This is a genomic window from Niastella yeongjuensis, assembly GCF_900110245.1.
Taxonomy (GTDB): Bacteria; Bacteroidota; Bacteroidia; order Chitinophagales; family Chitinophagaceae; genus Niastella; species Niastella yeongjuensis.
In genome coordinates, this window is record NZ_FOCZ01000007.1 from 402,666 (window position 1) to 421,674 (window position 19,009).

A 19,009-nucleotide genomic window follows, 5' to 3' on the forward strand; every position below is an offset into this window, starting at 1 on the left:
TAAATGATTGCCCGGGTGATACAGACTTTCGGAGCCAACTACCAGGAAACGGACGATACGGAACTGATCGATGTTCACTATACTGCCACCACCACTCTCCTTCATTTTTGCAGCTACCGCCTCGGCGGTACTCGCTTTTGTAAGTTTTATGTATTCTATACGGGAAGAATAATGGCCGGTGATTTTATTGCAGCTGAAACATTGGTAATGTTAACGTAATATCAGAATATGATTATAAGGTGTACTATTGCAGCCTCATTAACGTTAGTCAATTTAACCTACTGAACAGTTACAAATTCCCATTAATGCGTAACGCCAACGCATGTCTATAAATCCTGTTATTCATTTGAGGTGGTAGTGTAAAAAAAGCAAGGATCCTGTTTGGATTGTTTATTGTGTATTTAAGACTTGCCTAAAGACAATTTCGAAGAAAGAGAATGTAAAAAGTTTCCTCTGTAGAAATTTTCAGTAAGTAATAAATAGTTATGCAAAGACGTACATTTCTGAAGTCTACCGCAGCGATCGGTTTGGGATTTGCCATTTCTCCCAATGCATTATTAAAAAAAGGAGAAGATAAACAGTTTGATTTTATCATCATCGGCGCCGGTTCAAGCGGTTGCGTATTAGCCAACCGGCTTACAGAAGATCCTGCTGTAAATGTATTGTTGCTGGAAGCCGGTGGTCCGGATTCAAAGCGGGATATACATGATGCCAGCAGGTACCCTTTATTGTTGGGGTCTGAGGTAGATTGGAAATATATAACGGAAGAAGAACCCTTTCTGAACAAACGGCAGATCAACTGGCCAAGAGGTAAAGTATTAGGAGGCAGTAGTTCTATCAATTCCATGATCTATGTTCGGGGTCATTCTTTAAGTTATGATCAATGGGCAAGTGCCGGAAATTATGCCTGGAGTTTTAAAAATGTATTGCCTTATTTCATCAAACTGGAAAGCCTTTCAAACGGCGGCGCTGCTTTCCATGGTTCATCCGGACCAATACATATTACAGGAAAAACATGTTCGGAAGGAAGTTGTACGTCGTTTATCGAAGCCGCCATGGAGTTGGGTTACAAAGGTCCTGACTGGGATTTTAATGGCGCTCATCAGGAAAATGGGGCCGGTTTGTATCAGTTAAATACGAAGAATGGCAAACGTCAAAGTTCGGCCACCGCTTATCTTGACCCTGTATTAACCCGGCCAAATCTTACGATAGAAACCTTCGCCCAGGTTTCCCGGTTGTTGTTTACGGGTAACCGTGCAAGCGGTGTTGAATACCTGAAAAATGGAAAGCTGCAGCAGGCCCATAATACCAGTGAGATAGTACTTTGTGCAGGCGCTATAGAATCACCAAAAATACTTATGCTTTCCGGCATTGGTGCAGCAGAACAATTACAGTCATTCAAAATAAAAGTAACAGCAGACCTTCCTGGTGTTGGCCAGAACCTGCAGGATCATATTGGGGTTGGACTTGATTATAAGTCTACCTTATCGCATGGTAATTTACCGTTACCGGCATGTGCCGGATTATTTACCCGCACAAAATATGCCGGGGCCAGCGAACCACCCGATTTACAATTTTTATTTCATCATGAGTCTCTTGATAACAAAACTTCTTTTTACAGGTTTACCCCGGTTGTAGCCACCCCTAAAAGCACAGGTAGTATAACACTTCGTTCCAGCGATCCAGCTCAGGCGCCGGTAATAAAGGCAAACTATCTGCAAAAGGATATGGATTTAAAAGTATTAATAGAAGGGTACAAATTAACCCGGGAACTGGCTTTTACGAAAGCATTTACCAAAGTCCGAAGTGATGAAGGACAACGTCTGTCTTCAGACAACCAAATAGAAGAACACATCCGGCAAAACGCCTCAACCTTATATCATCCGGTTGGCACCTGTAAAATGGGGGGTGATAAAATGGCGGTTGTAAAACCAGACTTAACAGTACACGGTATAAAAGGGCTACGCATTGCAGATGCCTCTGTAATGCCTACCCTGATCAATGCAAATACCAATGCCACCTGTATGATGATTGGTGAATACGCCGTTGATTTGATTAAAAGTGATTTTTATTAAGATGGCCGGCCAGATAACCACTTCCGCACCGGTTCATCTACATACTTCAAAACCACAAACGCAAATAATAACAACAAGGCAGTACCGATAATCATTATCCCGATCATTTCCGGTAGCGCCGGTTTATACTTTTCTACATAACTAAAAAAGATCCAGATAAAAGGATAGTGCACCATATAGAGGGGGTAAGAGATCTTGCCTGAAAAGCGGCAAATAGCCTGTGTCGTTTTATGCGTTGTTGCGCCAGCGCCCAGCATGATCAGTAAGGGGAAATATAAGATAACAATAAGCGGGTCTGCCAGCCAACTGTAGGTGTTAGAAAAGGGAAACAAAAACGCAGGCAATAACAATACCCCTAATGAAACAAAACCCAGCTTTGATTGAATGATCCACCGGAAACGGTAGATCAGCATCCCGGCCAGGAACGAAAAGCTTACTCTGATGCCTCCACCCGTGATATTATCTCCACCCCACCCCACGCTTAAATGTGTTGATTGATAGGATTCATACACCAGTGCACCAGCAGCCAGTACCGTTAATACCAGCAGTATTTTCCTGGGCAGCCTCACCAGGATTATAGCGTAAAAGATATTAGCGATGTATTCCCAGAACAATGACCAGGTTGGCGGGTTCAGGTGAAAAAGATTTAGATAACGTTCTTTCACTATGGGAAATGGGATCATGAAGCAGGAGCAGATAAATAACAGCCATATTTTATTGGCATACGTTTGATGCAGGTCACTGATGGGATCGAACAGAAACGTCAGCAGCCCGAGTACCGAGCCTGTGATCACCAGTGGATGCAGGCGGATCAATCTTCGCTTAAGGAAGGTAGCGATACCCATGTTGTCCATTTTGTCGTCATAGGCATAAGCTATAACAAAACCCGACAGGCAAAAGAAAAAATCAACCGCCAGGTAAGCGTGGGCAATAAAATTATTTTCAGGATCAGTGATGGCAATTTCCATGAAATGAAAGATCACAACTGCAATGGCGGCAACGCCTCTTAATCCGTCCAGTATTTCAAAATGTGGCTTGTTTATCAGGGTCGAAGGCAGCGGTTTCGTTTCGGGCATTATTGTAATAAGTTTGTCTTTAGGATTTTGTAAAAATAACGATTAGTACGTTTTGTAAAAGCCAATTTTGGACCTAAATGATTTAACTTACACTTCAATCAAATTACCACTGCATCATGAAGACGGTTGCGTTGAACAGTGCGGCAGGCCGTTGGCTGCTGGTCTCTACCATATTGGCTACCGCCATGGCATTTATCGATGCTACAGGCCTTAATGTAGTGTTGCCTTCTCTGCAGGAAAGCCTCCATGCAAATGCTACTAATCTTTTCTGGGTATTGAATGGCTATTTATTAATGGTGGGGTCTTTTATTTTAATCGGCGGCGCATTGGGCGACAAGCTGGGACGAAAAAAAATCTTCATGACGGGCATCTTTATTTTTATCATTGGTTCTGCCTGTTGTGGTTTTGCGGGTACTGTTATCCAGTTGGTTTGTTTCCGCATATTGCAGGGAATTGGCGGTGCTATGATGATCCCGGGCAGCCTGTCTATGATCTCTTCTTCCATTGAACCCAAACAACGGGGCAAAGCAATTGGTATCTGGTCGGCATTTACCACCGTTTGTACCATGGGTGGCCCTATACTCGGTGGTGCATTGGCCGATGCAGGGCTTTGGCGCTATTTCTTTTTTATCAATATTCCATTGGGTATTATCTCGTTGGTCATGTTATTCTTTAAGGTGAGTGAAAGCCGGGAAGCAGGTGATGAAAAACTCGATCTTTGGGGTGCCGGTACGTTGGTATTATCATTGGCCCTGCTCACGTTCGGGTTTTTAAGAATACCGGAAAAAGGGTTACACAATACCGGCGTTTATCTGGCGCTGATCATTGGCCTGTTCTTTCTTTTTCTATATATCGTGATTGAACGCAAGGGCAAGCATCCCATGATGCCACTTAACCTATTTTCCAGCCGGGTGTTTAGTGGCGCCAACCTGTTGACTTTTTTCCTGTATGCCGGACTGGGCGCCAGTATGCTTTTTCTTTCCCTGAATTTTATCCAGGTACAGGGCTATTCTCAATTTGAAGCCGGGTTAACTTTTTTACCTTTTACTATTCTGATGGTGTTTATCTCAGGTTTTGCCGGCAGTTTATCTGATAAATACGGTGCGCGTTTTTTTCTGATCGCAGGCCCGGTCATCACGGGTATTGGCCAGTTATTATTGTCGGGCGTTCATCAAACAAACGGCGCCCATGAATACTTTTCTACTTTTCTGCCCGGGGTAGCGGTGCTGGGGTTTGGGATGTCGATAACGGTAGCGCCCCTTACCACCACGGTAATGACAGCTGTCAGTGATCACCATGCGGGTGTTGCCTCCGGTATCAACAATGCCATGACGAGAATATCGGGCCTGTTCGCCAATGCTGTTTTTGGCGCCCTGGCCATCCTGTTTTTTTCCAATGCCCTACAGCATCAGATAAACAACAGTACCCTCGATGAAAATAAAAAAGCGATGGTGATGGCGCAGGCCTCTAATTTAGGAAATGCCACTACTCCACCGGCATTGGCAAAGGAAGCAGCCTTTATTCAGGAAAGCTATCACGAAAGTTTCATCACCGCTTATGCGAACATTATGCGCATCTGTGCAGGACTAAGTTTTTTCGCCGCCATCATGACGGTTGTTTTTATAAAGAACAATACTGTAAAAAAAGAGAAGGATCAATTCGTATCTACATAATGAACCAGATCGGTTATGGAGTGGATGTTCAACGCATTTGTTTGTTCTTTACGCATCATTAATGCGTAGGTATTGTTGAACCCTATTGGTTGCAGCCAGCTGATCTGGTACCGCTGCTGAAATTCTTTTTGCACAAAATCATACACGGCGTCTTTGTCCTGGTTCAGGCTGTCGATCTTATTGGCAGCCGGTTGCAGGATCACCAGTAAACCCGTGCCGGTATATTCAGGATACAGATCTATCTGATCATTTGTCATAGCATCGAAACATATTTTTGTACCGCCCAGTCCTGTTTTCGTTTGTACATCGAGATCGCTGTACCCTTTTATCAACTGGGTGTACATACTGGCCAGGATATATTGTTCTGCAAAGATCTTTGACCCGATCCGTATCGTAGCTTTTTTTCCATTACGAGGGGGCTTATATAATCCCTGTGCGGTTAAAAAATCGCGGGCTATCTGTTCGGGAGGCAGGTGCAGGTAATCTGCTTTGTAATTCAGGGCCGTCATCACCGAGTCATTGATCCGCCCGGTCAGCAACTCTAAAATATTCTTCAACTCGGGGTATTGTTCTAATGTTTGTTTCCGTACGATGGGAGCGCAATAATAAGGCGGGAATATTTTTTTATCGTCAGTAAGGGTAACCAGGTCGAATGCTTTGATGCGGCCATCGGTACCGTAGCCGCTGATCACATCCAGGTGTTTTTCCTGCGCAGCTTTGTACATAACCGCATCGCTGATCACTACAATACGCATATGGAGACCGTATGTTTTTTTCAAACCCAGGTAACCATCCTGCCGGCCCATAAACTCGGGGGTAAAACCGGCCAACAAACCGCTTGCGCCTAATGAAGGCAGCACATAAAAAGCAGACAACAGCAATATTAGCGGAAGCATTACAAAGACTACCCGTCCTTTTTTTAAAGTGGTATGCTGTAACCGGGATAATAGAAAATCGAACAGCAGGGCCAGCAGCGCCGCAGGAATGGCGCCGGCCAAAATCATGTTTGTATTGTTTAACGAGATGCCGCCAAAGATAAATTCGCCCAGACCACCAGCTGCAATATAAGCTGCCAGGGTGGCTACCCCGACGTTGATCACCGTAGCTATTCGAATGCCTGCCAGTATTACGGGCATGGCCAACGGCATTTCCACTTTAAACAACGTTTGTCTGTCGCTCATGCCCAGGCCGGTTGCCGCTTCTTTTATGTGTTTGTCTACATTAATAATGCCGGTGTAGGTATTGCGGATGATGGGCAGCAGGGCATACAGAAACAACGCTACGATGGCCGGCTTTGGGCCAATCCCAAATAATGGGATCATAAAACCCAGCAGGGCAATGCTTGGAATGGTTTGCATAACACCGGCAATGCCGAGTACAGTACCTGCCAGTTTGGTCCTGCGTGAGATCAGGATCCCGAGCGGAACTCCAATTAAGATAGCGATCAATAGAGAAATAAAGGTAAGCCCGATGTGTTGCAGGGTTTGTTCAAGCAGTTTCCCTGCCTGTTCCTGTATAAAACTCCAGAAAGTTTGTGTTTCTCCCATTACTGGTTGCGTTGGTATTCACTGAAGGCGTATAGGATGCCTTCCCCCGTTATTGTTTTTTTATCGGTGGTATTGTCGTTTACAACCAGCAGGGTCTTTTTCTCATTTTTCTCTTTTGTCAGCTGCATGGCTTTGGATAAAGTGATTGCTGGTGATACTTCTTCATAATTAGCATATTCGGATGCCGGTTCATTCAGTAAAAAGGGCCACACGTCTGTCAGTTTCAGCACCATAAAACAGAGTTGCAGCCAGGATTCGGAAAAGAAATCCCGCACAAAATCATTGGCGGGGTGAAAAAGCAATTCCGCCGGTTTGCCTGTTTGCATAATGCGGCCTTTATCCATTAAACAGATCCGGCTACCCATTTCAAAAGCTTCCTGCACATCATGGGTAACCATTACAATGGTTTTTCTTTTCAATTCATCGAGTTGGGCAAACTCTTTTCGAATAGCGCTGCGGGTAATGGTATCCAGTGCGCCAAATGGTTCATCCATCAACAGAATGGGCGGATCGGCCACCAGCGCCCGGGCAAGATTTACGCGTTGCGCTTCCCCCCCGCTTAACTGACCGGGATAAACGCCGAGGAGATTGGGCGAAAGGTGTAGTTTGTCGATCAGTTTATTAATGCGGGCATTTGTTTTTTCCTTATCCCATAAAAGCAGGTTGGGTACTACCGCAATGTTTTCTGCTACGGAGTAATGCGGGAAAAGGGTGTTGTGTTGCACCACGTACCCGATATTTCTTCGTAATATTGTTGCTGGCTGTTCAAGTATATTTTTACCATTTACCAGTATCGTTCCCTCCGTGGCCTCTGTAAGCCGGTTGATCATTTTAAGGGTAGTAGTTTTGCCGCAGCCGCTGGTGCCTAAAAGAATGAAGGTTTCCCCTGCTGAAACAGTAAAAGAAATGTTGTTTACTGCCGGCCGGTTTTCAAAAACCTTTGTAACCTGCTGCAGACTTACCACTGTGTTACTCATCCAGGTTCATAAATAAGTTATTAATAGATTCAGACCAGGTTGGATGCGCAAAAATATTGTCTTTTAACTGATCGCTGGTAACCTTTCCCAACATGGCTATTTGCAAAAGCGACATCAGCTCGCCCGCGCCAAACCCAATAATGGATACGCCAAGGATCTGTTTTGTGCCGGCATCGACTACCGCTTTCATAACGCCCCTGGTTTCACCCATTTCAACCCCACGCGCAACATATGCCATCGGTAATTTAGCTATTTTAACCGGTATTCCTTTACTCCGGGCTTCTTCTTCGGTAATACCCACCCTCGCCAGTTCGGGATCGGTGAAAACACAGTATGGGACAAACCGGCCTTTTATACTCACATTGCCATTTTCCAACAGGTTCTTTGTTACCACCAGGTAATCGTTATAGGAAATATGGGTAAAGGCCGGGCCCGGTTTTACATCGCCGAGGGCATAAATGCCTGATACATTGGTCTCCAGCCGGTCATTTACTTTTATAAATTCTTTCTCATCGGTCTCAACACCGGTCTTATCGAGATGTAAAGACCGGGTATTGGGCGACCGGCCCGCGGCAATTAATAAATGCGAGCCTTCCAGGTCTGTGTTTTTTCCATCGGCAGTAACCGTCAGGATTATTTTTTTACTGCCTGAGAGCTGTACACTTTGTGGATTTGCATCCAGTTTAAATGTGATGCCGTCTTCCTCCAGGATCTTTTTCATTTCATCGGCTATATCGGGGTCTTCTTTAGGGAGGAACCGTTGCGATCGTTGTACAATGGTTACTTTACTGCCAAAGCGAAGGAACATTTGTCCAAACTCCAGCGCCACATAACCCGCGCCGATAATGATCAGGTGTTCGGGAATTTCCTGCAGTTCCATAATGGTGGTAGACGTGAGGTATGGTACCGAGTCTAACCCCTTGATTGCAGGAATGGTGGTGGCGGCCCCTGTATTGATAAAAATATGTTCAGCTGTATATTCTTCAACAGCACCGCTGGTTGTTTTTACCTGAACCACTTTGTTCCCTGTAAAGGATGCCACGCCATAAACCACTTTTATATTGCTTTCTTTTTTCAACCGGTTCTCGCTGCCGGCGCGGAAGGTGGTCACCACTTTTTCTTTACGTGCTATGATGGCAGGAAGGTCAACCGTTATGGCACCGGTAGTGAAGCCGTATTCCTTGCTCCGCTTAGCCTGGTAGATATTTTTTGCGGAGGCCACCATTGTTTTTGTAGGCGTGCAACCCCAATTGATACAGGTGCCGGCAATATAGGTTTGCTCTATCAAAACCACCTTGCGTCCTTTGTGGGCAAGCTGCGTGGCCAATGGCGTAGCGGCTTGCCCTGATCCGATCAAAATTGCATCAAATTGTTGCATATAATATGTTTTTTTATCAAATTGCTTTCCAGCACGCGTCTACAAACCAGCCTTTGCTGTCATAAAAGAAACCGGCTGTACTGAACCCTGCCTGTTGCGCCATGCGGCCAATTTCATCTGTTGTATATTTCTGCGACAGTTCCATATAGATCGGTTCCCCTTTTTTGAAATTGATCACTTCCAGGTTATTGCCGGCAATAAAACAAACCGACTGCTCTTCCTGACTTACCAGGTAACTTTTACAGGAACCTGTTGCCGGATCATAGGTTGGATAATGCTCAAATTTCGATATATCGAAATTGGCTTTTAATTCCCGGTTGATCCGTTTCAGCAGGTTTAAATTAAACTGACGGGTAATTCCTTCCTTATCGTTGTACGCAGCCAGCACGGTATTGGGATCTTTTTTGAGATCCAGCCCTATAAGCGCCAGGTCGCCTTTTTGTAAATGACTGCGGATATTCCGGCTGAATGCAAGGGCTTGTTCAGGCGTCATATTACCGAGGTTGGAACCCAGGAACAGGATCACTTTCCGGTTGCGGCTGATGGTCGCGGCCTTTGCCAGCATCTCGCTGTACTCTCCTTCCAGGCTGGATATTTTTATGCCGGGAATGCGTTGTGGCAATTGCGTTTCCAGGTACTGAATAATACTTGTGGAGATATCGATGGGCACATAAGTAAAGTCTGCGTTTGCTTTAACCAGGTGTTGTAACAGGTAACCGGATTTGGTGCAATCACCGGGCCCCAATTCTATCAGGTCAAAACTTCCGCCCGGTTGTAATAGTAATGATGCCAGGTCGGCGGTACGTGTACTGAAGATCTCGAGCTCGCAGTTGAAAAGATAATACTCCGGGCTGTTCATGATCCGCTGGAATAAACGGTCGCCCATGGCATCATAAAAATATTTCGACTGCAGGTGCTTCATGTCTGCCCGCAATCCGTCCACTACATCCCTGCAAAAGATTGTGTTGTTGTTTTCAGTACCTCGTGCTACGGTACTGTTACTTTGGTTGGTTCTAATCATGTTCATGAGATTTAACTGTTTGGTTTACTCGGTCGGTAACAGTCAGGGGCGGTAATGGTAATGTTATTGATAATGCCTTTGGGTTTAAAGTTGCGTTGCCGCGCAGGAGTGTATTGCTTGCTTCCGCCTGCTGGCGGATGCCTTTCACCGGGCGAGCCGGATGCCTGTAAACTGCCAGCGTTGGTTTGTTTGAAAAAAGTTACGATACGTATTTCGGCTATGCCCGATTGGGGTAACCTCCGATGCGCCCCGCAATACATGCTGGTTCACCATAAATTTTCCATTGTATTCCCCCAGGGCGCCGGGTGCTTTTGAAAAGTGCGGATAAGGCAGGTAAGCGCTTTCTGTCCACTCCCACCGCAGCCCCCAGTCAAAATTGGGGGAAGCTACCTCCCATTCAAATTCAGTGGGTAGCCGCATGCCCTTCCAGGCAGCGAAAGCATAGGCTTCAAAATAGCTTACATGGCAAACGGGTGTATCTGTATGCACCGGTTCCAATCCCCGGAAGGTATAATGCATCCATTGGCCATCTATATAATGCCAGTAGAGCGGTGAAACCAGGTGTTGTTGTTTTATCCAGTCCCAACCCTCTGCATGCCAGTGATTGAAGTTTTGATAACCGCCATCTTCCATAAATTCCAGGTACTGGCCATTGGTCACCAGCATACTGCTGATCTCAAATTGAGCCAGGTAAACTTTGTGCCGGCCTAATTCATTGTCCCAGCAGAACCCGTCACCCCGGTACCCGATCTCATAAATGCCTTCTTTCACCACGATCATCTCTTCTTTTTCGGATGTTGACAGGTTACGGGGATAATCAGTTTGGTAGGCAGGTAACAGCGGGTTGTGCCCCAGAATATATTTAATGTCTGTATATAGCAATTCCTGGTGCTGTTGTTCATGATTAACGCCGAGGATGATCAGATCGATGATCTTCGCATTGGAAGCGTTCTCCTGCATAAAGGTAACCATGGCTTCATCAACATACCGGCGGTAGCGGTAGATATCCTGCACGGTGGGCCGGCTGAGGTTGCCCCGGTCTGTGCGGATCACCCTGGCACCAATAGATTCATAATAGCTGTTGAAAACGTAATTATAGGTGGGATCAAATTCTTTGTAATGGGGAGCATATACCTTTAAAAGAAAGGTCTCGAAGAACCAGGTGGTATGGCCAAGGTGCCACTTGGGCGGACTAACCTCCGCCACCGGTTGAACAACATAATCTTCCGTTTGTAGCAAACTGCAGATCTGTTCACTGGTTTTTCGAACATGCTGAAAGTGTAGTATCGTATCGTCTATGGTGATTGCCTGCTTCATCCCTGCCGTTTTTCTTATGAATAAATCCTTACTAAAGGTAAGGTGTTTATATAAAGACACTTAACAACCCACCAATTAATTTAAAGTTACCAGTTTACAGGCAACATTATGATCCCATCACTTATTTCATTTTCACGAGATTACAACTTGGTTACCGGGTATGTAAAGTGCTTATAAAAATACTATGCCTTTATGGGCAATTCTATCACAAAGATCGCTCCTGATTGTGCGGGTTGTGCCGTAATAGAACCTCCATGTCGTTCTATTATTTTTTTGCAGAGTGATAATCCGAGGCCGGCGCCTTCGTATTTATCTTTTGAATGCAGGCGGGTAAAAGTGCCAAAGATCTTTTCGGCATATTTTTGTTCAAACCCAATGCCGTTATCTTCCAGCACAATGCGTGCAAAGGGTTTTCCTTTTTGCTCAATAATTGCTGAAGTGATGTTTATGACGGGCGCTGCATCAATGCGGGCAAACTTGAGGGAGTTACTGATGAGGTTATAAAAAACCTGGTGCAGCATAAGCGGGGCGCCTTCCAATACGGGCAAATGGGTATAATGAATAGTTGCCTGTTTTTGTTGAATGCCTACTTCCAGATCAGACTCAACATTCCTTATAACCCCGTTCAGGTCTACCGGTTCGTAGAGTTCTTCCAGCGCACTGATCGTGGAATACGTAAGAACTCCGTCGATCATCAAAAGCATGCGGTTGGCGGCCACCTGCACCCGGCTGAGGTAAAACCTGCATGCTTCATCCAGGTGCACACCAAATTCCTGCTGTACATTACTTATAAAGGTTTTTATTTTACGTACCGGTTCTTTAAGGTCATGGGAAGCTACGTGTGCAAATTGCTGCAGGTCTTCATTGCTGCGTTGCAATTCCCTGGTTCTTTCTTCCACCTGGTTTTCCAGTATTTCCGAAAATTTTTTCTGGTCATGGATGTCGGTGCTGGTCCCGAACCATTTTACAATCGTGCCTTTGTCATCTCTTAGCGGTAAAGCCCTGCCGAGGAACCAACGGTATTGGCCATCGAACCGGCGGCAGCGGTATTCAATTTCATAGGGTTCTCCTGTTGTTAAACTGTGCCACCATTTTTTCCAGGCCTGTATCTGGTCATCGGGATGAAAAACCTTAGTCCATCCATTCCCTTTTGATTGTTCAAACGTAAGGCCTGTATAATCGTACCATTTTTTATTATAATAGGTAATATAGCCGTCGGGCGAGGTTACCCATATGATCTGCGGCATAAAGTCCATTAAAAACTGAAACTCTTTATGACTTTCTTCAATCTTTTTTCTGGCCAGTACCTGGTCTGTAACATCGGTGGCCACGGCTACAATTTTAGTGATGGCGCCATCGCTGTCTTTGATCGGTTCATATACGAAGTTCACATATACAGTTTCCAGTTTGCCGTTACGGGGAAGTGGCAGCGGCATTTCACTGGCGGTGAACCGTTTTCCTGTGGCATATACCTGTTCAATTGCCTTTTTCTTTTGTACACCCGCTTCTGTCAGTGCTTCCACTATCGGGCGGCCCATTATTTCTTCGGCGGGTTTTCCCCAAAGTTTAAGCATGTGGTCATTGGCTACTTCAACAATAAAAGAAGGCCCCCTTCCAATGCACATGGCTACCGGGGCCTGCAGCACCAGGTTGCGCAACGTGCTTTCACTTCTTTGTAAAGCCTCTTCTGCTTCTTTTTGCTTGGTAATATCCAGGGTAACCCCGGCAAGCCGGTATGGCTTTCCGTGTTCATCGAAAAATGCCAGTCCCCTGGTGCGAAGCCACCTTATGCGGCGGCCATCAGTATTATTAATAATCCGGTATTCGTTTTCATACCGGCCGCCATTTTCATTTTGAAGCGCCTTTTGGATCAATTGATGGCTGCGTTCCCTGTCGTCAGGATGTAAGCCGGTTAAAAAAATGTTGTAATCTACCGGGGCATCCGGTGGCAGGCCAAACATTTCTTTTGCCCGGGCCGACCAGATCAATTCGCCCGATACCGGATTATAATCATAATAGCCCAAATCACCCCCTTCCATAGCCAGGCGCAATTGCTCTTCGCTCTTTTTAAGCGCTTCCTCATATTTGCGCTGTTCGGTAATATCGGTATTCACCTCGTCTGACACCTCTAATCATTTTTAATTGGTCGAAATGATCTCAACAGTAAAGCGTCAATGTATATGCCACACTCACGATTGACAGGATGAGGTATAATTCTTGTCTTTATCTCTAACAAACGGCGCTCATTGCCTAAACGATCAATGTTGTGAGTGAAGAAAAAATTATACTACTTATTGACGACGATGTGGATGACAGATACCTGTTTTCGCGGGCTGCCAAACTGGAAAAAAACAACATACACTGTGTAACTGCTGAAAGTGGACAGGATGCAATGGGATTGCTTAATAAAATGCCACAGTTACCGCAGCTCATTTTTCTGGATATCAATATGCCGGGTATGAACGGTTGGGAGTTTTTAGCTCAATTCAAAAAATATGAGCCATTTAAAAATATACCCGTCCTTATATATTCAACTTCTTCCCACGAAAAGGATATTATCGCAGCCCATACCGCCGGTGCCATTGGCTATTGCGTAAAACCCCTGGAGTTTGAAGGGTTACAGGCCATCTTACATTTTGTATGCAACAATTTGGGGGCTGGGCTTCCCGAAGCCATTAAGCACAATAAAACAATCCCGTATTTCAAACCTCTTGTGGCTGAGGTATGATGATATCTTTCCACATTCCCTTTGGGAGGTACAATTATTGATTTGTCGTTTTTGGGAGCGGCCGGTCAATACGATCTGTAATTCCCATGCGAGCCAGGATAGTAGACCACCCCATCCCTTTTTAAACAGAAGGCTTTTAGGCCATAAGGGTAAGTACGTGAAATGGGGGTGTTAAAGTAAAATGCAGTGTCCAGTACACCGGTGGTGGCATTGTAAGCTATAATGGTTTCCGGTTCAGCCGGGCCACTTTGATACCTGGCGTATACTTTATCTTTCCCAAAAACAAGGCCTGAGTAAACTTCCAAATATTTACCACCGCCATGTCTCCATACTTCATGACCATCTTTAGCGCTTATACATTTTATATAGCTCTCGTCTCCTGTGGTACCACTACCCGGATAGGTTGTACTGTCCTTGCAAAAGTAGATCATCCCGTTGCCGGCAACACAATCTGACAGGGGAGTGAAGTTATAATGGATCCAGGCCTGGGTGCCGGTTTGCAGGTTCAGGGCATATAAGGCGCCCCCACCCGAGTTTACCAATACTTTGTCGTCAACGGTAACAGGATTGAACCGGTTATCGCCTGTTGCAAGTCCATTTTTAGTCCACTTTATATTGCCTGTATTTTCATCCAGTGCAGTAACCTGGCCGTTCGCCCCTGAGTTAAAGACCACCACTCCCTGGGTAGCCAGTACTCTTTTGCAGCCTATTGAATACTTATTGGTAGCAGTCCAGATATTTTGCCCGCTGGTGGCATCTACCGCATCGATGGCACCATTGTCAATAAAGGATACAAAAACCTTGTTATTATCCACAACCGGTATCGCATCGAATTTAACATACGTGGTGGCGCTTTTATAAGTCCAAAGCACCTGGCCATTGCTGCTGTTAAAACAAACCAGCAACCCGTTAAGATCACAGGCATACAATCTGCCCGCAGCATAGGTAGCGGAAGTTAATAAGCTATAACTGGCAGTGCTTTGCCAGATACTGTTTCCGGTGGTGGCATTGACTGCCAGTAACTTTCTGTCTGATACCAAAAACACCGTATCGCCCGAAAGGGTTGGCGATTGCATTTCCCCGGCAGAAATACGCCAGATGTATGGCTGAGGGGTTATTGCTTTCGTAACCGGATAAGTGTTGTAGCAGCCAAACAGCGGGGTGAGGGAACTGGTAGCACCTCCTGTATAGGCATACAGGAAACCTTCGTAGCTGTCTATATTGAATTCCGCAAAGGTGGTATCACGGGCGTCTGTATAGGCAACCACCTTTCCTTTATAGGTTTTATTCTTTTGCAGATTGTAAATGGTGGTGGTCAGTTTGTATAAACTGTCTGCCACGATCGTATTCTCCAGGATCACCCTGTATAGAACCGGTTTACTGTTTACTTTATAAAACGCGGTATCCCATTGCAGGAGCGCTGTTTCCGGGTTTCTTTCCAGCACTTTTACAGTAAAGGAAGTAAAATTACCTGACTGACCATTTTGATCATTTTGATCATTTTTTGATTTGGAGCAGGCCAGAAAACAGCTTAAAACAACAATTACGGCGATGGGTAATGGGAGCTTCATGAAACGAAGATAACGGGTAAAAGTTAAACTATTTTTAATAGAACAGGGAATTTACTGAACCGTAATAACTACGCGTTGATACCTTGTCAATACCGGACTGCCGGTGTCACTTACCTCGCAGATCACATGGATCGTTTGTCCGTTTAGGGCATCGCGGGGTACGGTGATTGAGGTTGTTTTATTGGTTGCAATTGGAATAACCGCATTGCCTTTATACGTGCCGGCATCGGTATACACCCACCATTGGTAGTGTAAAGGATTGCCATCGGGGTCGCTTGCTATCACACTAAGTGGTACTGTGGCGCCTGGTTTTGCTTTCAATGCTGCAGTATGCGCCAACTTTACTACCGGTGCATGATTGGCTTCTTTATAAGGTTTAACGCACCAGTTGGCCCGTGCGGCAAAGTCATTTTGAAAAGCGGCAGACCAGCGCCAGATGGGTTCGAAATAACGGCGGTAGTTACTGTCGGTTTCCACAGTGGCGCCACTCCTGGCAACCATTCTGCTCCAGGAGTTGCTCGAATAATAACGGCCTTCCGGGTATGCGTAATTCTTATCCGGCACCGGATCAAGCCAGGTATTGTCGCGCACCTTTATGTAACGACCGGCCCACCCACCCCAATCCGGGTGTTCCAAATTGCCTAAGCCGGTTGTGATCTCATGCATAAACGAGGGGGAATCACCCTCTGACCTAAAATCACCTGCTGAAAAATCCTTGTCGCCCTGTACATGCGCCTTATACAAGGCACACAATGCACCATGATCCTGAAGAATATGTGCATTCATCCACGCGGCATCGAAGTAAGGTTGTAATTCTTTTGGTATGAGGGTCTTCCAACGATAGGCAATGGCTTCAAACTGATCGGAGATAATGGTTAACATATTGTATTTGCCCCAATGTGGCCGGATATACGATTGATAAGTAGAATCCTGCTCCCAGATGAGGAATAACCGCAGCTTAGCGGCTACTTCGGCCATGCGTTCTGCATGTTCCTGTTCTATTGTTTTCAACGCCCGGGCAATGGTATTGGTGCCGCCCCAGGCCTGCAGCCAGACCGGGCGCGGATCTGATTTGTCTAACAACACTTTTACAATGTGTTGTGAACCGGGTGTTATGGAATCCATTTCGCCCTGCGTGGTTACATTTCCGGGGAAGGTGCGTTGTTGTAAATATTCTTTGGTTGGATATCGTTTATCATGTTTAACGAGGTTCGGCCAAACTTTTCCGTAGGCTTCCAGGTAAGGCTGCGCCCAATCGTCACCGGCCCATTTATGCCCATGCCAGTGATATTGCGAACTGGAAGTAATGATGCCTTCTACATCCCATTCATTGGTATACAACAGAAAACGGACCAGGGAACATTCGTCATCGATCTCCCCGTCGCTGGTAGCGATTACGCGGGGCCGGGTGGAAGATAAAGCAGATTGCGCCCATGTATAAGTAGTTATTCCGGAAAGCAATAAGCAAATAACAATTTTTAAACAGGAATGGCGGACCATCCGTGAATGCCTGAGGATTTCCATAGAGCAAGCAATTGTATTTATTACAAATATAAGGGTTGAACCACAGGATGGTCCTTTTTCCTTTTTTCTTAATTTTACCCGCTAAATTGCTTGCCATATAGTGCTCCCCGAAAATACTTTTACAGAAAGGGAATTGTTACAAATGCTGGCTGGTGGTGAGGAAACCGTGTTCAGTTATATTTTTGAACGCTACCGGGATCCCATCTACAGTACTGCCCTGCATTTATCCGGCTCTGCATTACTGGCGGAAGAAATTGTGCAGGATGTATTCCTCGATCTCTGGCTCCAAAGAAGAAATGCCCCTGCTATCACTTATCTGGCTGCCTATTTGAACCGGATGGCCGGCAACAAGATCTACGATGCGTTGAAACAAAGGCAGCGCCAACGTGATCTGCAACAGACCATTGACCCCGAAACCGAACATCATACACCTGCTATTTTGTTGGAAAACAAGGATTACGATGCCATTCTCGCCCGCGCCATAGCCCGTTTGCCGGAAAAGCAGCGGTTAACCTACCAGTTGATAAAACAACAGGGCCTTTCCAGAAAGGCTGCTGCATTGGAGTTAGGCGTTTCGCCGGAAACCGTAAAGTATAACCTGGAGCAATCCCTGCGCAGCATCCGGGCCTACTGTTTAACCCAGGTAAATGTCAGCCTTACAATTTTAATAGTGTTGAAGGTGCTTTAAAAATATTTTTAAGCTTTCCCCCCCAAACCGGATTGTTCAACAGACTATAACTGTATCAAGCACAATTTATGGATGAACCAATCGATGACCTGTTAGCCGGGGGACGTGATGAAGAGGTAAAAGCAAGGATAGCATTAATGCTGCAGCAGCCTGCTCAAACACCTATGCCGCCCGAAGTGGCTGCAGGGGTGCTGGAGGCGATTGTAGCCTCAGATAAAGCGGGAGCTGCTCCTGTAGTCGATATTCGACGCCACAGGAATTGGGCCCTTGTGGCGGCCTGTGCGGCCATTGTTATACTGGCATCGGGTACCGGTTATTTCTGGGTCAATTCATCCAGCTTTTCAAACAAAGACAATCCGCCCGCAAAACTGGTCAATAAAACCATTACTGATGTGCTGCCCGGTGGCAACAAAGCCATTTTAACCCTGGCAGATGGAAGTGAGGTGGTGCTTGACAGCACTACCGCCGGTGGCTTACAGGTGCAGGGACAAACCAAGGTCCTGATCCAGCACAACGGCAGCCTGGCTTATCATGCCGATAAACAAATGACCGGTAACGCACCGGTTTTGTATAATACAGTCACTACGCCTAATGGTGGGCAATACCAGATCATTCTCCCGGATGGCAGCCGGGTATGGTTGAATGCCGCCTCCAGCATCCGGTTCCCCATCGACTTTACAGGCCCCCAAAGAGAAGTGACCATAACCGGTGAAGTATATTTTGAAGTGGCAAAGGATAAAACAAAACCCTTCAAAGTAAATGTTAATAATAAATCGGAAGTGGAAGTTTTAGGGACACACTTCAATATCAATTCATATGGTGATGATGGCAATATAATGACCACTTTATTGGAAGGAAGCGTGAAAGTGGGCAGAGGGCAGAAGGCAGAAGGCAGAGAGAATTCAGTTGTCCTGAAACCCGGCCAACAAGCCATCCTATCTCAATCATCGCAGACATCCCGGATAATCCCGGTTCAGACAGATGAAGTAATGGCCTGGAAAAATGGTTTGTTCAACCTGGCCGGTGCCGGATTGAAAGACTTTATGCATCAGATAGAAAGATGGTACGATGTTACGGTTCAATATGAAGGGGTGGTTCCCGATATGGAATTTCAGGGCAAGTTAAACCGGGCGGTGCCTTTATCGGATATTCTCGACTACCTGAAAAACCTGGATTTGGAATGCAGGTTGAATGGCAAAACGCTTCATGTAAAAAGTAAATAAACGACCAACATAAAAGCTATATACCAAAACGATTGTATGAAAAAATATTGCTGACAAAAAAGCCAGTGATGCGCTAACACCCCTGGCTCAACGTCAGTAATAATGAAAGTCTTCGCGGACTGATTTTTTATCACTAAACAGGACAAAAATATGCCAAAAACTGCTAACTGTGGCGGGCTTGCTTGCCAAAGCCCCCGTCGCTTTACTAAAC

15 protein-coding genes are annotated in these 19,009 nt (G+C 45.7%); 6 read left to right on the forward strand and 9 right to left on the reverse strand.

All coding sequences use genetic code 11. The annotated features are described in order from the left end of the window. Nucleotides 1–15 precede the first annotated feature (15 nt). Nucleotides 16–219, forward strand: coding sequence for a hypothetical protein (locus tag BMX95_RS34575; protein ID WP_133054051.1), 204 nt, complete (start codon nt 16–18; stop codon nt 217–219). A 266-nt stretch (nt 220–485) separates the two neighbouring features. Next, a complete protein-coding gene (locus BMX95_RS20745; protein WP_081203756.1) occupies nt 486–2,075 on the forward strand; it encodes a GMC family oxidoreductase in 1,590 nt (529 codons plus the stop codon). On the opposite strand, the gene BMX95_RS20750 is transcribed toward BMX95_RS20745, so the two are convergent. After that, nucleotides 2,072–3,151 carry an acyltransferase family protein gene (locus BMX95_RS20750; protein WP_081203755.1) on the reverse strand — a complete coding sequence of 360 codons (1,080 nt, stop codon included), beginning with the start codon at nt 3,149–3,151 and terminating at the stop codon, nt 2,072–2,074. The two genes, BMX95_RS20745 and BMX95_RS20750, sit on opposite strands and share 4 nt — an antisense overlap. 116 nt (nt 3,152–3,267) lie before the next feature. Between BMX95_RS20750 and BMX95_RS20755 the strand changes: the two genes are divergently transcribed. Further along, nucleotides 3,268–4,824, forward strand: a complete 1,557-nt coding sequence (locus BMX95_RS20755; RefSeq protein WP_081203754.1) for an MFS transporter — start codon at nt 3,268–3,270, stop codon at nt 4,822–4,824. Here the strand turns inward: BMX95_RS20755 and BMX95_RS20760 are convergent. The 6 genes from BMX95_RS20760 to BMX95_RS20785 form a co-directional block, all read right to left on the reverse strand. Continuing rightward, on the reverse strand, nt 4,806–6,371 hold the full coding sequence (locus tag BMX95_RS20760) for an ABC transporter permease/substrate-binding protein (RefSeq protein ID WP_081203753.1): 1,566 nt from the start codon (nt 6,369–6,371) through the stop codon (nt 4,806–4,808). The genes BMX95_RS20755 and BMX95_RS20760 overlap by 19 nt on opposite strands. Next, on the reverse strand, nt 6,371–7,348 hold the full coding sequence (locus tag BMX95_RS20765) for an ABC transporter ATP-binding protein (RefSeq protein WP_242673237.1): 978 nt from the start codon (nt 7,346–7,348) through the stop codon (nt 6,371–6,373). The genes BMX95_RS20760 and BMX95_RS20765 overlap by 1 nt, the downstream gene beginning before the upstream one ends. Then, nucleotides 7,341–8,726, reverse strand: coding sequence for a mercuric reductase (locus tag BMX95_RS20770; RefSeq protein WP_081203752.1), 1,386 nt, complete (start codon nt 8,724–8,726; stop codon nt 7,341–7,343). The genes BMX95_RS20765 and BMX95_RS20770 overlap by 8 nt, the downstream gene beginning before the upstream one ends. A 16-nt stretch (nt 8,727–8,742) precedes the next feature. Then, nucleotides 8,743–9,747, reverse strand: coding sequence for an L-histidine N(alpha)-methyltransferase (locus tag BMX95_RS20775; RefSeq protein ID WP_081203751.1), 1,005 nt, complete (start codon nt 9,745–9,747; stop codon nt 8,743–8,745). A gap of 144 nt (nt 9,748–9,891) precedes the next feature. After that, entirely contained in the window at nt 9,892–11,064 is a 1,173-nt protein-coding gene (gene egtB / locus BMX95_RS20780) for an ergothioneine biosynthesis protein EgtB (protein WP_081203750.1), read from the reverse strand. A gap of 182 nt (nt 11,065–11,246) precedes the next feature. Further along, a complete protein-coding gene (locus tag BMX95_RS20785; RefSeq protein ID WP_081203749.1) occupies nt 11,247–13,190 on the reverse strand; it encodes a PAS domain-containing sensor histidine kinase in 1,944 nt (647 codons plus the stop codon). Between the two features lie 140 nt (nt 13,191–13,330). Here BMX95_RS20785 and BMX95_RS20790 point away from each other — a divergent pair, with 140 nt between their 5' ends. Then, on the forward strand, nt 13,331–13,792 hold the full coding sequence (locus tag BMX95_RS20790) for a response regulator (RefSeq protein ID WP_207631715.1): 462 nt from the start codon (nt 13,331–13,333) through the stop codon (nt 13,790–13,792). 65 nt (nt 13,793–13,857) lie between these two features. On the opposite strand, the gene BMX95_RS20795 is transcribed toward BMX95_RS20790, so the two are convergent. Together BMX95_RS20795 and BMX95_RS20800 are read right to left on the reverse strand one after the other, a co-directional pair. Next, complete coding sequence (locus BMX95_RS20795; RefSeq protein ID WP_081203747.1) at nt 13,858–15,363, reverse strand: outer membrane protein assembly factor BamB family protein; 1,506 nt, start codon at nt 15,361–15,363, stop codon at nt 13,858–13,860. A gap of 51 nt (nt 15,364–15,414) precedes the next feature. After that, complete coding sequence (locus BMX95_RS20800) at nt 15,415–16,824, reverse strand: DUF1593 domain-containing protein (RefSeq protein WP_242673236.1); 1,410 nt, start codon at nt 16,822–16,824, stop codon at nt 15,415–15,417. 163 nt (nt 16,825–16,987) lie between these two features. Between BMX95_RS20800 and BMX95_RS20805 the strand changes: the two genes are divergently transcribed. Both BMX95_RS20805 and BMX95_RS20810 read left to right on the forward strand, forming a co-directional pair. Beyond that, the gene (locus tag BMX95_RS20805) at nt 16,988–17,575 is read left to right on the forward strand and encodes an RNA polymerase sigma factor (protein WP_133054050.1); all 588 of its coding nucleotides are present in this window, start codon (nt 16,988–16,990) and stop codon (nt 17,573–17,575) included. 68 nt (nt 17,576–17,643) lie between these two features. After that, complete coding sequence (locus BMX95_RS20810; RefSeq protein ID WP_081203745.1) at nt 17,644–18,798, forward strand: FecR family protein; 1,155 nt, start codon at nt 17,644–17,646, stop codon at nt 18,796–18,798. Nucleotides 18,799–19,009 lie beyond the last annotated feature (211 nt).